The sequence below is a fragment of the Shewanella sp. FeAMO genome, assembly GCF_053653955.1.
In genome coordinates this window covers 4,639,142-4,652,736 of the sequence record NZ_CM132201.1, presented here as the reverse complement: position 1 = coordinate 4,652,736, position 13,595 = coordinate 4,639,142, and the positions used below count along the sequence as shown (strand labels likewise).

Below are 13,595 nucleotides of genomic sequence, written 5' to 3'. Positions count from 1 at the left end.
AACAGCATTGGCATTGATTGTCGCAGAAACTGTGCAATAGATCTGCTACGAAAACAGAAATTTATCGGCTTGTTTATCGGGAAACTTTGTTCTGATCCAGGTGCGGTTCGACTGTGGGATTTGGCGGAGTTCAAAAGCTTCCGGGCACTAACGCCCCGGGCACTAACGCATAGTCACGACACCGGGTTGCCGTTTGCCTGCCGCGCCAGGTAAAAGGCAAAAGGCGTTTTATGTCCTAAACTTCTTTATGCCTGCCACTCAGCCACAGAGATCCCCATGACCATGACAGATAACAAGCAGCTCGAAACGCCCACGACTCTGGATTCACTCGATTCGGCCCAATGGTTGCATATTTCGGAAACGGTAAAACTCTTGTTGTTGTCGATAGCCCAGATAGAGTTGACCCTGACTGACGGTGAACACAATGTCACCGGTTTAGGGAGTCTGTTTACCGACATGGCGGAGCAATTGCGTGAGGTGAATGCTTGGTTGGAAACTCAGGAGGATACTCCGGCCGAGATCCGCGATCATGGCCGCCATCTGGCCGGTAAGGTCAATGAAGGCATAGTGGCTTTTCAGTTCTATGATCGTCTGTCACAAAGGCTCAACCATGTGGTGACCGGGCTGGCGCTGACTGAAGAAGTTCTGCGGGATGAGCATAGTCGCACCTCGGAACATGCCTGGAAAATGTTACAGCGTACGATTAAGTCGACATACTCGCTGGACTGTGAACGCAAAATGTTTGATCTTGTGCTGCAGGGAATGCCACTACACGAGGCTTTGAGCCAGTATCAAGATGAACATCTCAAGCAAAACAACAACGATATCGAACTCTTCTGATTTTCTACGCCTGTTTATTATTTCCCTGGCCTTGGCCTGGCAACCCGCCTGGGCTGGCAAGGCCTCCTTTAGCCAATTCTGTGAAGCGCTCAATGGCCATTGGCAGGGGGATGGCGCCCAAAGCAGACAAACACCGAAGCAACTCAGCCTGGATGCCATCTGCAGTAAAGACAAGCGTCAGTTGTTACTCAGCGTCAGTGAAGGGGCACGCCATCCCCTGAGTGAAACCTGGTGGTTCAGAGACCAAGACCCCAGCGTGGGGCTCTGGTACTTTGACGGTGTGACCGAAGAACGCTTTCAATCTTTCACTCTTTACCATCAGGGCAGCGGATTTTCCCTGCTGGGTGAAGGGCAGTCCGGCGGACGCCCGGCGCTGATCCAACTGCTATTCGAAGCCGACAATGACGGCTGGCTCTGGCGCCAGAATCTGCACTATCTGGATGAGGACTCGGATAGCTATCAAACCTACAGAGCCATCTCACTGCAACATCGCTGATTTATTTAGCGCCGCTGAAACCCTGTTGACGCCATGCTTCATAGCTGATGATAGCCACTGCGTTGGAAAGGTTCAGGCTGCGGCTGGAGGGTACCATAGGGATCCTCAGTCTGTGCTCTGCAGCAATGCTCTGCAATATTTCCTGAGGCAGGCCGCGGCTCTCTGGGCCAAACAAAAGCACATCACCTTGCCGATACTCGAGCTCAGAATGTGGCCGGCTGCCCTTGGTGGTGCAAGCCAAAATGCGTTTGCCCGCCATGGCCGCGAGAAAGTGCGGGAAATCCGGGTAACGGTTTACTCGGGTCAGATCGCCATAATCCAGCCCGGCCCGGCGCAGTTTTTTCTCTTCCAGATCAAAACCCAAAGGTTCTATCAGGTGTAGCTCGCAGCCGTTGTTGGCGCAGAGACGGATAATGTTGCCGGTATTGGGGGCGATTTCGGGTTCATAGAGGGCAATGTGGAACACGGGTTTACCTTATTGCATGCAGATGCGGGCATTATACCATTCCGCTAAGGAGTGTACTCTCTCAGTGAGAATGCAAAGTCGCTAGAAAGTAAAAAGCCCCTTACGGGGCTTTTTCAGGCGAGGTAATCGCTTACATCTCGTATTTGACAGTCAGGTAGAAGAAACGACCTATGTTGTCATAGCTGGCACTGCCTGCACCTGTACCAGTGGTGCTGCCTGGCAGATCACGGTCGAACACATTGTCCACCCCGAGACCGAACTCCAGTCCATTATCCATGGCATAGGTGGCATACAGGTCTGTAACACTGTATGAACCATAGCTCATAACATTGGAGTAAGGCACGTCATAGTTGGCGCGGAACTGTGGTGTATACAGATCTACCGAGTCCAGATAACGTGTCTTCCAGTTCAGGTTCCAGGCGTCGTAGCTGTAGTTCAGCACCAACTGACCTTGCCACTGTGCTTCACCCAGAGTGCCGGCATACTCTTCAAAATCGGTCGCATCATCCTGGAAAGGATACTCGTTGCGTTCAATCAGATAAGTACCCAGCAGGTTGGTGCGCAGATCGCCGCCAAATAGTGGGAAGTCATAGCCGACTTCAAAGTCGACCCCTGAAGCTTCCTGCTTGGCTACGTTCTGTACAATCTGAGTGATGTTAGTGATCTCGTGTGAGGTGGGATCTCGGGTGATCAAGTCACAGTATTGGTTGTTGATACCTGTGGGTGAATCCACGCAGCGATCGATAATATTCTGTGCAGAGATATTGGCGATAGCATCTGTGATTTCAATGTTCCAGTAATCCACAGTCATCACCAGACCTTCAACGAATGAAGGCTGGAAAACCAGACCGACAGTGTAGCTGTCAGACTCTTCAGGCTCCAACTGGTCATTACCACCTGAAACTCCTTCTAGGGTGGCGCTGTCATAGTTGGAATCGAAGTCAGCCGGAATACCGAGAGCGGCACAGTTGGCTGCACGAATCGCCTGCTGATCCGGGCTCAGACCCGACAGCTCACTGGCTTTACAGCTATCATCAACACTGAAGAAGTTCTGGCCTTGGGCACCATAGTATTCACCAATGTTAGGTGCACGCAGAGCGGTAGACAGAGTCGAGCGTAAACGCAGTGAATCTATGATGGTCCAGTCCAGACCCAACTTCCAGCTGGTGGCATCGCCAATAGTGGAGTAGTCGGCGTAACGGATAGCACCATCAACCGTCAGGTTCTGGATACCAGGCAGGTCTTCCAGCAGTGGTACAGAGATCTCGGCATAGATTTCTTTGACATCGAAATCACCGCCTTCACTTTGCAGGGCGTTGAAGAAGGTGGCGCCGGTGGCGGCAAATGGATCTTCTTTACTCTTACTCTTTTCCTTGCGGTATTCGATACCGGAAGCGAAACCAACCATACCGGCAGGCAGTTCAAACAAGGCTGAGTTGGACATAGAGCCACCAATGACATACTGCTCAATCTTGGCGGTACCTTCAGTGGTAGTGCTGAACCAGTCGGCAGCTTCGCGGGTTACTGCACCATCGCCAAACAGATTGACTGGCACACAACCTGCGGCCTGGGCATCTGCGTCACGACAGACGATTTCGCCGCTGACAGGATCGCGGATGGCATCGACTGACTGCTGGAAGTTTTCAAAGATCAGGTTGTTGTAGTTGGTACGGGTCTGCTCTGTCTGACCATAGATGGCATAGGCTTCCATCTCCCAGTCTTCCAGTACAACGCCGTTTAGACCGATCACATACCTTTGAGTGGTACGCTCGTCATCTTCAGCGCGAGGCCCCATATCGGTCATAAAGCGGTTAACCACAACATAACCTTCTCCGGCCTGATCCATCAAAGCACCCAATTCATCAGAGATGTAGGGGTTATCACGGGTAACCAGAGTGTTGTCCGGATCGAAGAAGAAGAACGCCGGCTGCCCTGAAGTGGTGGCGTTGGTTCGGCTCCACTTGGCTTCAAAATAACCATTCAGGCTATCGGTAAAGTCGTAGTTGGCCTTGAAGTTGATGGTGGTACGATCAAACTCAGGTTGCAGCTCTTCCCACTGACGCAGGTTGATATAGTCACAGCCTTCACCGGCACAGAGTACACCGTCGGTGAATTCACCTGTTCCTACTTCGACCGGAGTGCCATCTGGCTTGAAGGTATAAACACCTGGGGTGCCACCGTAGAAGCCAACGGTACCTGCATTACTGATACCCCAATAACCGGCATTCTGGTACAGGGTCTTGTAAGTGTCACTACCGGGTGGGTTGGTCAGTGAAGACCATGAGATAGCGGTTTGGTCGCGATCCAGCATCTCCAGGCGGTCTTGCTGAGCGTATTCGACCGAGATGGCGGCGTTACCACGATCGTTATCAAAGTTGGAGCCATAGGCCAGGCTAAAGCGCTGGTTATTGTAGTCGCTGTCATCGGCGATACCGGCGGCGGCTGAGGCTGTCAGTCCTTCAATCTTCTTCTTCATCTTGAAGTTAACAACACCGGTAACCGCATCGGCACCATAAATGGCCGAGGCACCACCCGTGATGATTTCAACACTCTCAACCCACTCGGTTGGAATGGTGTTAACGTCAATAGAAGAAGTACCTGGGCTACTGGCTACATGACGCTTGCCATCGACCAGTACCAGAGTCCTGGAGGCGCCCATGCCACGCATATCCAGCAAGTTCAAACCGGCAGTACCGATAGAACTTCCTGAGTTGGCCAGTGAGTAAGTGTTTGCCAGAGCTGGCAGTTCGTTGAGTGCTTCACCTATGTTCACGGCCCCTGTTTTGATCAGAGACTCGCCTGAAATTACGGTAACCGGGCTTGGTGCTATCGCACCTTCACGCAGAATACGTGAGCCTGTTACCTGGATTTTTTCAATCTGCTGCTCATTTTGTTCCTCTGCCATGGCCGGAGAGGCCACTGCCAGAGAAGCAAAACCCGTTGCTGCAAAAAGTGAAAAGCGAATGGCGTTCGCCAGCAATTTCTCTTTTAACATACCAACTCCCTATGAAATTGTTTAGATATTGTTATTTATGTTTCTTGTTGTAGCTAAACAATACTAGTATTTGTAAAAATCTCTTTCAATAGTTGATTTGCTGGTATGTTTTGTATTCGTAAGTGTTAATTTACTGTATTAAATTTGTGTAATAAAAAACCCGGCAGAAGCCGGGCTTGTTTTTACTGTGTTTGGTTTAGAAGAAACCCAAGGGACTGGTGGAGTAACTCACCAGCAGATTCTTGGTATTTTGGTAGTGAGACAGCATCATTTTGTGGGTCTCCCGGCCGATACCTGACTTTTTGTATCCTCCGAAAGCGGCATGTGCCGGGTAGGCATGATAGCAGTTGATCCAGACCCGTCCTGCCTGGATCCCCCGCCCCATCCGCTGTGCCCGATTCATATCCCGGGTCCAGACGCCGGCACCCAAACCATACTGAGTGTCGTTGGCAATGCTGAGAGCTTCTGCTTCATCTTTGAAGGTGGTTACAGCAACGACTGGGCCAAAGATCTCCTCCTGAAATACCCGCATCCGGTTATGGCCACTGAGTATTGTCGGGGTAACATAATAGCCCTGACTCTGGGAGCCCGGCAGATTGTTGGCTTGACCGCCAAGCAGTACTTTGGCGCCTTCATTGCGGCCAATTTCCAGATAGCTGAGTATTTTATCAAACTGCTCCTGTGACGCTTGAGCGCCGACCTGAGTGTCGGTATCCAGCGGATCTCCCTGTTTGATACCCTGGGCTCTGGCGATGACCCGCTCGATAAATTTGTCGTAGATGGACTCCTGGATCAGTACCCGGCTGGGACAGGTGCAGACTTCACCCTGGTTGAAAAAGGCCAGCAACATGCCTTCGACCGCCTTATCCAGATAGTCGTCTTCCTGTTCCAGGACATCGGCGAAATAGATGTTGGGGGATTTCCCGCCCAGCTCCACGGTCGAGGGGATTAGTGACTCGGCGGCGCACTTGAGTATGTGGTAACCCACTTCGGTTGAACCCGTGAAAGCCAACTTGGCGATGCGTTTGCTGGTGGCCAGCGCTTGACCCGCCTCGGCGCCAAAGCCGTTGACGACATTAAGCACCCCGGCAGGCAGCAAATCTTGAATCTGCTCCAGCAGTACCATGATGGAAACCGGTGTCTGCTCCGCTGGCTTGAGTACGATACAGTTGCCAGCCGCCAGTGCCGGGGCTATCTTCCAGGCAGCCATCAAGAGTGGAAAGTTCCAGGGAATGATCTGCCCAACCACGCCCAAAGGTTCGGGAAAGTGATAGCTGACCGTGGTGGCATCAATATCGGCAGCGCTGCCTTCCTGCGCGCGAATACAGCCGGCAAAGTAACGGAAGTGGTCCACCAACAGGGGTAAGTCGGCATTGAGGGTTTCCCTGACTGCCTTACCGTTTTCCCAGGTTTCGGCCACTGCCAGCATCTCCAACCTCTGCTCTACTCGATCGGCAATGCGCAGTAACAGATTGGCCCGTTCGGTGACTGAAGTCTTGCCCCAACTCTCTTTGGCGGCATGGGCCGCATCCAACGCCAACTCGATATCCCGGGCGTCAGAGCGGGCGGCCTGACAGAAGACTTCGCCGGTGACCGGGGTACGGTTATCAAAGTATTGTCCGCCAACCGGCGCGAGCCACTTTCCACCAATAAAATTGTCGTACTTATCCTTGAACTGCAGCAGGGCACCCTGAGTGCCGGGTTGGGCATAAATCATGGTGAGTTTCCTCGTCTTGTTGAAAGGTTTTTCTTGTATTTATCTGTTCGGCCACAGCGGCCTTGGCTCAGGTAAACGCAAAGGCCGGGCCAGTGTGAGCCTGCTTGTTCATTTATTGTGCTAACAGTATGATGAAAAACTAAATTTGCGATTGCTGTATCTTGGCGTGGTGCCGGGTACTCGAGTTGTCTATCGCGCAAACTGTGGCAAAAAGGTACACACAGGTGTACCAGAATGGAGCAGGGCTATGACACTCAAGACCCATTCCCAATCCTGGTTATCGGCTTCCTGGCAACGTTGCCAGGGGGCTGGGCTCAATCCCGCCGCCATACCCGATGAACTCAGGCTCAATACTGCAGCCCTTGATGAGCGGCGCCAGCGCCATGGCCGGCTGCTGCAAGCCGTGGAGCACAGTGCACTGCCACTGTTCAATCAACTTATGGGGCGAACCCAGAGCCGGCTCATCCTCTCGGATCCTCAAGGTTTTGTGCTGCATCACTGGGGTGTGAGCCGCTACTCACAAAAGCTTGCCAATATTGCCCTGGATACCGGGGTCAACTGGCTGGAGCAATACAAGGGAACCAATGCCATAGCCGCGGCACTCAGCGAACGCCAGTGTGTTTCGGTTATCGGTGAGCAGCACTTTATCAAGAGCCACAGATTTATGAGTTGCACCGCCAGCCCGCTGTTTTCCCCGGACGGTGAGTTGCTGGGAGCCTTGGATATCACCAGTGAGCAGCAAATCCATACCCCAAAGACAGCCATCTTGGTGTCCAGTTTGGCGCAGCAGTTGGAGCTGGCCTTATTGTGCCGACTCCCCGGCGCTGCTGTTCGATTGGATCTGGCGCCGCAACAAGCCCTGTTGCATTCAGGCTGGCAAGGCGTATTGGTGCTCGACCTTGATGGACGGGTGCTGGGCGCCAACCCTATGGCAAGGCAGTTGCTCAAAGGCATCAACCTGGGCCAAATTCATCAGGCCTTGTCCCCTCAGGTATTGAGTCGGGGCAGCGGCCGCTTGCAGCAGGGATTGGTGTTCAGAACCCAGGCGTTGGAGCAGCCTCAACATACCAAGCCTGTGGTTCGAACGAGCCAGAGCCGAGAAAGCCAGACCAGAGAAAGCAGCGCAGCTTTTAAAGAACCCAGGTTGGAGCAAGCCTGGCAGCAGGCGCGTAAGGTGTTGGCACGAAATATCCCTTTGCTGATCCTGGGGGAAACCGGAGTGGGCAAGGAGCAGTTTGTCAAACAGCTGCATGTGCAAAGTCCCAGGCACCAGCAGCCTTTTGTGGCGGTCAACTGCGCCGCGATCCCGGCGGAGCTGGTGGAATCAGAGCTGTTTGGTTATCAGGCGGGTGCTTTTACCGGTGCTTCCAGGCAGGGATATGTCGGCAAAATACGTCAGGCGCACCAGGGATCCCTGTTTCTGGATGAAATAGGCGAGATGCCCCTGGCGGCCCAGAGCCGTTTGCTTAGGGTGTTGCAGGAGCGCGAGGTGGTGCCCATTGGCAGTAATCAGGCACACAGCGTCGACATTCAGGTGATTGCCGCCACTCATATGGACTTACCAGCATTGGTGCAGCAGGGGGCCTTTCGCGCCGATCTCTATTACCGGCTCAATGGCTTGCAGGTCACACTGCCTGCATTGCGCCAGCGAAGCGACCTGCGGCGTCTGATCCACAAATTGCACCAGCGCTATCGAGTTCGGCCCCAGAGCCTGTGTCCTGTGCTGGAGCAGCGATTGCTGCAATATCATTGGCCGGGAAACCTACGGGAGCTGGATAACCTGATGCAGGTAGCCTGTTTGATGGCCGAAGAGTTCCCTGAACTCAACTGGCAAACGCTGCCTGAGAGCCTGCAGCAGACCTTGGGTACTGCAGAAGAGGCGATGGCCGGCTTGGCACCCGCGCCGGGCAACAATCTGCACAGCCAAATGCAGACGCAAATTCGCGACACCTGGCTAGCCTGCAATGGTAACGTCAGTGAAGCGGCACGCCGTTTGGGGATTAGCCGAAACACCCTATACCGTAAGCTTAAGGCGTTGGCGCTGAAGTAGTTTTAGATGTTGATATTTTGTTAATGGACTCGCAGTAGTACAGTCAATGATTGAGGCCAGTGCAACAGATTGGGATTATTGAATGTGAACCAAGCCGCGAAATAGCCCATGAGTTGCACGCCTCGACACTCTGCGAATTATCCGATGTCTCGCCGGTGGTTTTTCCACTAGTCTTGAATCCATATTTTCAACAGCAGGAGCGGTAATCATGTTTAAGGCACTCGTATTGACCCAAAATGATAAACGGACCCAGGCCCAGATAACCCAATTGGAGGACAGCGATCTGCCTGAGGGGGATGTCCTGGTCGATGTTGCCTACAGCTCGCTGAACTACAAAGACGGCCTGGCGGTGACCGGGCTTGGCAAGATTATCCGTCAATTCCCCATGGTGCCGGGTATCGACTTTGCCGGTGTGGTGCGAGAGTCAGCCCATCCGGATTATGAGCCAGGCGATGAGGTTATCCTCACCGGCTGGGGCGTTGGCGAAAACCATTGGGGCGGTATGGCCGAGAGTGCCAGAGTCAAGGGGGACTGGCTGGTGCCTATGCCACTGGGTTGCACAGCCGCCAAGTCGATGATGATAGGCACCGCCGGCCTCACGGCCATGCTGTGTGTACAAGCGCTGCAGCAAGCTGGGATCAAACCGGAAGATGGTGAGGTGTTGGTAACAGGTGCCAGTGGTGGGGTCGGCTCGGTGGCCGTGACGCTGCTGGCTAAACTCGGCTTTAAGGTTGTAGCCAGCACAGGTCGCCTGGAGCAGAATGCGGCTTGGCTCAAGCAGCTTGGCGTCAGCGATTTAATTGAGCGCAGCGAGCTTGAGCAGGATGCCAGACCATTGGATAAGCAGCGCTGGGCCGCCGTAGTGGATACCGTAGGGAACAAGGTGCTGGCCAGCGCATTGTCACAGCTGAATTATGGTGGGGTTGCCGCGATTTGCGGCCTGGCGGGTGGCTTTGCCCTGCCAACCACGGTAATGCCCTTTATTCTTCGTGGCGTCAGCCTGCTGGGAATCGACTCGGTGCAGTGCCCGGCCGCCAAACGCCGCGCTGCCTGGGAGCAGATAGTGGCTCTGTTGCCTGAGAGTTACTATCAAGAGGCTTGCCATGAAATCACTCTGGAGCAGGTACCCGAGGCCGCAGCGCAAATCGTTAAAGGTGAAATCAGCGGCCGCACTCTGATTAAAGTCGGCTGATCCTCGTCTAAAAAAGGGGCCTCTGGGCCCCCAACAGTTTGTTGTGACCTGTCCTGAATACAGTTAGGCCCCAACAATACGGCTCCAACCCAGCTTTTCTGTTTATATTCCCTCTTATTGAGTCGGTGCTTGGCTAACTTTGACTTCGATTAGCTTTTGAGCTTGAGAAAGAGCCAAAGTCATAGTGGTTTATCAGTCGCTCTCATTTCCCCCCTGATTTCTTGCCTGTCTTGTGGGCTGTGGCGAAGTTTGGAAACCGTTCCAAAAAATGTCACTTGTCCAGCTTTGCGGTTAAAACCCAAGCCAGATGTCATTTTTAAATGTTGCCCTTTTGTTTAAAAAGCAACTGACGCTTAACTCCCGTTTTGGAATTGATTCCATCCCTAAGATGCCAGTGTCGATTAAAACGAAAAAGGTGATGACAGATGAGCAAAGTAGATCTGCTGGGACGCCGTAACTTTATTAAGGGCGTTGGCGCCGCTGCCGGAGTTGCCGTGGCTGCTCCCGTGTTGGCTGTATCGGAAAAAGCCACGGATGTGAGTTGGGATAAAGAAGTTGAAGTGCTGATTATCGGTTCAGGGTTTGCTGGTTTGGCAGCGGCCATTGAGGCGACCCGCAAAGGCGCCAAAGATGTACATATCTTTGAAAAAATGCCTTATTTCGGTGGTAACTCTGCCATTAACGGTGGCTTGTTCGCCGCACCGGGTACACCTATGCAGCAACAGGAAGGTGTCAAGGACTCAGTAGAACAGATGGTTGCCGATCAGTTGAAATCGGGCCGGGGTATCGCCGATGAGGAACTGCTGCGTCATGTGGCTTCACATGCGGTGGAAGCCTTGCAGATGACCCTGGATGCCGGCGCCGAATACCATCCTTACCTGCAACAATTGGGTGGTCACTCGGTTGCCCGTACTTATCAAACCGCGGTCAGTTGCGGCGCAGGTATTACCCAGCCTTTGTATAAAGAGTGCCAGCGTATCGGAGTCAAGACCCATAACCGCTCCAAGTTTGAGGGCTTTGTCCTCGGCAAGGATGGTCGCGTCGAAGGGGTGAAGATGCGTCAGGGTTATTACTTCGGCGAAGAGGACTCTGGCAAGTTGGTGTATATCAAGTCCAAGCGTGGTGTCTTGATGGCAACCGGTGGCTTTGCCCAGAATATCGGCCTGCGAATGGCGCAGGATCCGACTCTGACCCATGAAGTGGGTTGTACCAATACTCCCGGCGCCACAGGTGAAGGTATGTTGGAGATGTTCCGCCTCGGCGCTGTGCCTGTGCATCTGGCACATATTCAGTCCGGGCCCTGGGCCTCTCCCGATGAGGGCGGTTTTGGTTATGTTTCCAACTATTCCATCTTCAACTTCCCTCATTCAATTGCGATTAACCGCATGACGGGTAAGCGCTTTATGAATGAAATTGCCGACCGCAAGACCCGCGCCGATGCCGAGTTGGCCTGTCGCGACGCCAAGGGAGAACCGCTGCCACCTATCTTGATCACCAGCTACAAGGACTCCAAACAGCACCCCAATACCGCCAAGGTGCTCAAATACAATGTGGGATGGAAGTTTGACTCACTGGAGGCACTGGCCAAGCACTTTGAGGTGCCTTTGAAACCGCTTAAGGCACAAATCGAAGAGTACAACCGTTATGTCAAGAGCGGTGAAGACAAGCAGTTTGGCAAGAACATGACCAAGGCAAAAGATAAGTATATTGAAGCGCCTTTCACTGTGGTGCGTCTGTGGCCTAAGGTGCACTACTGCCAGGGCGGAGTCCAGGTGAACACCAAGGCTGAAGTCAAAGACAGCCTCACAGGTAAGCCGGTTGCCGGACTCTATGCCGCAGGGGAAGTCTGTGGCGGCATCCATGGCGTTAGCCGCCTGGGAAGCTGCTCTATCCCCGAATGTATGGTGATGGGTATGACTGCGGCCCGCAGCATGATGCAAGCCTGAATTGAACGGTGAGAGAGGACTCAATAATGAAGAAAGCAAACTTAGTATGGGCACTGCTGTTGGCAGGGCTAACTTCGGTATCGGTTCATGCCGTTCAGCAGCGCGATTATCACAAGGCAGTGATAGGCAAGGATTGCAAGGTATGCCACGACCAAGGGATTAAGCAGTACCCTTCAGATGGTGCCTGCCTGAAGTGCCACGATGTCGATGAGCTGGCAAAAAAGACAGCCCGCAGTGGTGAGGACAGATGGCAAAATCCCCATGACAACTTGCATTATGGTAAAGACTTGCCTTGTGTTGAGTGTCATGGTGAACACCAGCCTAAAAAACCTCTGTGCAGTAATTGCCATACCTTTAAATACGATAAACATAAGGAATAATGAAAGGGTTTATATGCTGCCTCAAGTTTCCTCCACCGGCAGCATGACCCGTATATATCTTTGATTAAAATAGTCCCTGCAACTGCTGTTTTAATTCAATGATAGGCTCACTTGATCACAAGTGGGCCTTTTTTGTTTGCTGGCTCACAACTCTTTTTCATTCTGTTATCTTTTTTGTTGCCTGTGTTCAGACAACATTTTTGGAATGGATTCCAAGTATATGCTTCGCCTGATATTTACTCTAAATATAATTGAGGTTCCAGGTGATGAATAAGAAACTAATATTAATTTCACTGCTGATTTCCAATACAGCGATGGCAGAAAAGTTACCGGATTTTTTAGACTCGGCTGATATTGAAAACGCAAGCTTTGTCTGTTTGGGTGAAACGCCAGAGTATTCCAAACAAGATCAAAAGTATGTCGATATTCTCTGGGATGAAACCTTGCGTTATTTAAATGGCTTTGCCCAGGCGCTCACCAATGGCGAGCAAGCTCATTGCCTGAACTCGGATGAGGCTATTTACGACACCAGCGCCGGTGGACAAAAGTTCTGCGTAATGGATCGCCGCGATATGCAGCTGATGGTGAAAAATATCTATCAGGTATTGCACAATCCCCAAAGTGCCAAAACTTGTTTCGGGGCTCGCCGTGATGTCAATTGGATCTACAGCCCTGGTGGGGAGCTGGAGCAAAAATCCCCGGTGGCTCAGTGGGCGAAACGCATGAGTTTTAATGAATTCTTCAAGCAGAAAGTCACCAATAAACAGGTGCAAAAGCAGGGAAAAATCTTTACTGATAACTTCTACAAAATGGTCACAGGTGATGAGGTGAAGATGCCATCGGCTTTCCCCTATGACATCAGCGCCAACGCCTTGCCCAACCTGTGGGCCGCTGCCGGTTGGTTCCCCATGTATGCCGAAGAAAGCAAGCGCAATGACAGGAACTTCAATAATGTTCGTGGCGGTTATGCTTATGCAGAGATCTTCGGTCACTGGGGACTACTGAGAATTGACAGCATCAATGGTGAGAAAGTCGGCGCCGAAGTAGGTATGACAGTACAGTCGGTCGATACTCTTTACCCGTTTCACAATCATGCCATTTCTGAAATGTACTACAACATGAGGCTGCCGGCTTGCACCAATCAGTTCAAGAGCCTGGCAATTAAAGCCGATTCACCTTTGTTGGAAACTGTAAAAGAGAATGACAAGATGCGCCGGGTCCGCTTCGATGCCGGGCAACCCAATGTCGATGCCATGTGGCTTTCCGGCAGCAGCGAACGCGATCCCCTGTTGTATTTTCACCAGAACACCATCCATGCCTTCGATGTTGATGGCAGCTGTGAAGCCAAGCCGGAAGAGAGAGCGATAGTCTCGGTTTGGGCCAGAAGCAATGCCCACGACAAACGCAATGACTATGGTACAACACTCTTGTGTGAATCAGCGCAGCAGCCGGGCACACCGGCCAAAAAGGGCGAAACCATTCAGTGCGATCTGAGTAAGCTCAAGTGGTAGTT

Annotated in this window: 10 protein-coding genes; 7 read left to right on the top strand and 3 right to left on the bottom strand. The window is 52.4% G+C overall.

Annotated elements, in window-relative coordinates:
- Positions 1–276 precede the first annotated feature (276 nt).
- The gene (locus ACWAU4_RS20790; protein ID WP_025888918.1) at positions 277–840 is read left to right on the top strand and encodes a hypothetical protein; all 564 of its coding nucleotides are present in this window, start codon (positions 277–279) and stop codon (positions 838–840) included.
- Entirely contained in the window at positions 797–1,336 is a 540-nt protein-coding gene (locus ACWAU4_RS20785) for a hypothetical protein (protein ID WP_243756806.1), read from the top strand. The genes ACWAU4_RS20790 and ACWAU4_RS20785 overlap by 44 nt, the downstream gene beginning before the upstream one ends.
- 1 nt (position 1,337) lies before the next feature.
- Here ACWAU4_RS20785 and ACWAU4_RS20780 read toward each other — a convergent pair whose 3' ends face one another.
- The 3 genes from ACWAU4_RS20780 to exaC form a co-directional block, all read right to left on the bottom strand.
- Entirely contained in the window at positions 1,338–1,802 is a 465-nt protein-coding gene (locus ACWAU4_RS20780) for a tRNA (cytidine(34)-2'-O)-methyltransferase (RefSeq protein WP_025010760.1), read from the bottom strand.
- A gap of 130 nt (positions 1,803–1,932) precedes the next feature.
- The gene (locus ACWAU4_RS20775) at positions 1,933–4,797 is read right to left on the bottom strand and encodes a TonB-dependent receptor plug domain-containing protein (RefSeq protein ID WP_025010761.1); all 2,865 of its coding nucleotides are present in this window, start codon (positions 4,795–4,797) and stop codon (positions 1,933–1,935) included.
- Positions 4,798–4,993: 196 nt separating this feature from the next.
- Positions 4,994–6,514 (bottom strand): acetaldehyde dehydrogenase ExaC, encoded by a 1,521-nt coding sequence (exaC, locus tag ACWAU4_RS20770; protein WP_044735443.1) that lies wholly within the window; start codon positions 6,512–6,514, stop codon positions 4,994–4,996.
- A gap of 247 nt (positions 6,515–6,761) precedes the next feature.
- Here exaC and ACWAU4_RS20765 point away from each other — a divergent pair, with 247 nt between their 5' ends.
- The 5 genes from ACWAU4_RS20765 to ACWAU4_RS20745 all read left to right on the top strand — a co-directional run bounded on the left by ACWAU4_RS20765 (position 6,762) and on the right by ACWAU4_RS20745 (position 13,593).
- A complete protein-coding gene (locus ACWAU4_RS20765) occupies positions 6,762–8,564 on the top strand; it encodes a sigma-54-dependent Fis family transcriptional regulator (protein ID WP_208125245.1) in 1,803 nt (600 codons plus the stop codon).
- 208 nt (positions 8,565–8,772) lie between these two features.
- The gene (acuI, locus tag ACWAU4_RS20760) at positions 8,773–9,756 is read left to right on the top strand and encodes an acrylyl-CoA reductase (NADPH) (RefSeq protein WP_025889898.1); all 984 of its coding nucleotides are present in this window, start codon (positions 8,773–8,775) and stop codon (positions 9,754–9,756) included.
- A gap of 425 nt (positions 9,757–10,181) precedes the next feature.
- Positions 10,182–11,702 (top strand): flavocytochrome c, encoded by a 1,521-nt coding sequence (locus ACWAU4_RS20755; RefSeq protein WP_044735440.1) that lies wholly within the window; start codon positions 10,182–10,184, stop codon positions 11,700–11,702.
- Between the two features lie 26 nt (positions 11,703–11,728).
- On the top strand, positions 11,729–12,082 hold the full coding sequence (locus ACWAU4_RS20750; RefSeq protein WP_144135430.1) for a cytochrome c3 family protein: 354 nt from the start codon (positions 11,729–11,731) through the stop codon (positions 12,080–12,082).
- 266 nt (positions 12,083–12,348) lie between these two features.
- Complete coding sequence (locus tag ACWAU4_RS20745) at positions 12,349–13,593, top strand: cupin domain-containing protein (RefSeq protein ID WP_144135428.1); 1,245 nt, start codon at positions 12,349–12,351, stop codon at positions 13,591–13,593.
- Positions 13,594–13,595: the final 2 nt, after the last annotated feature.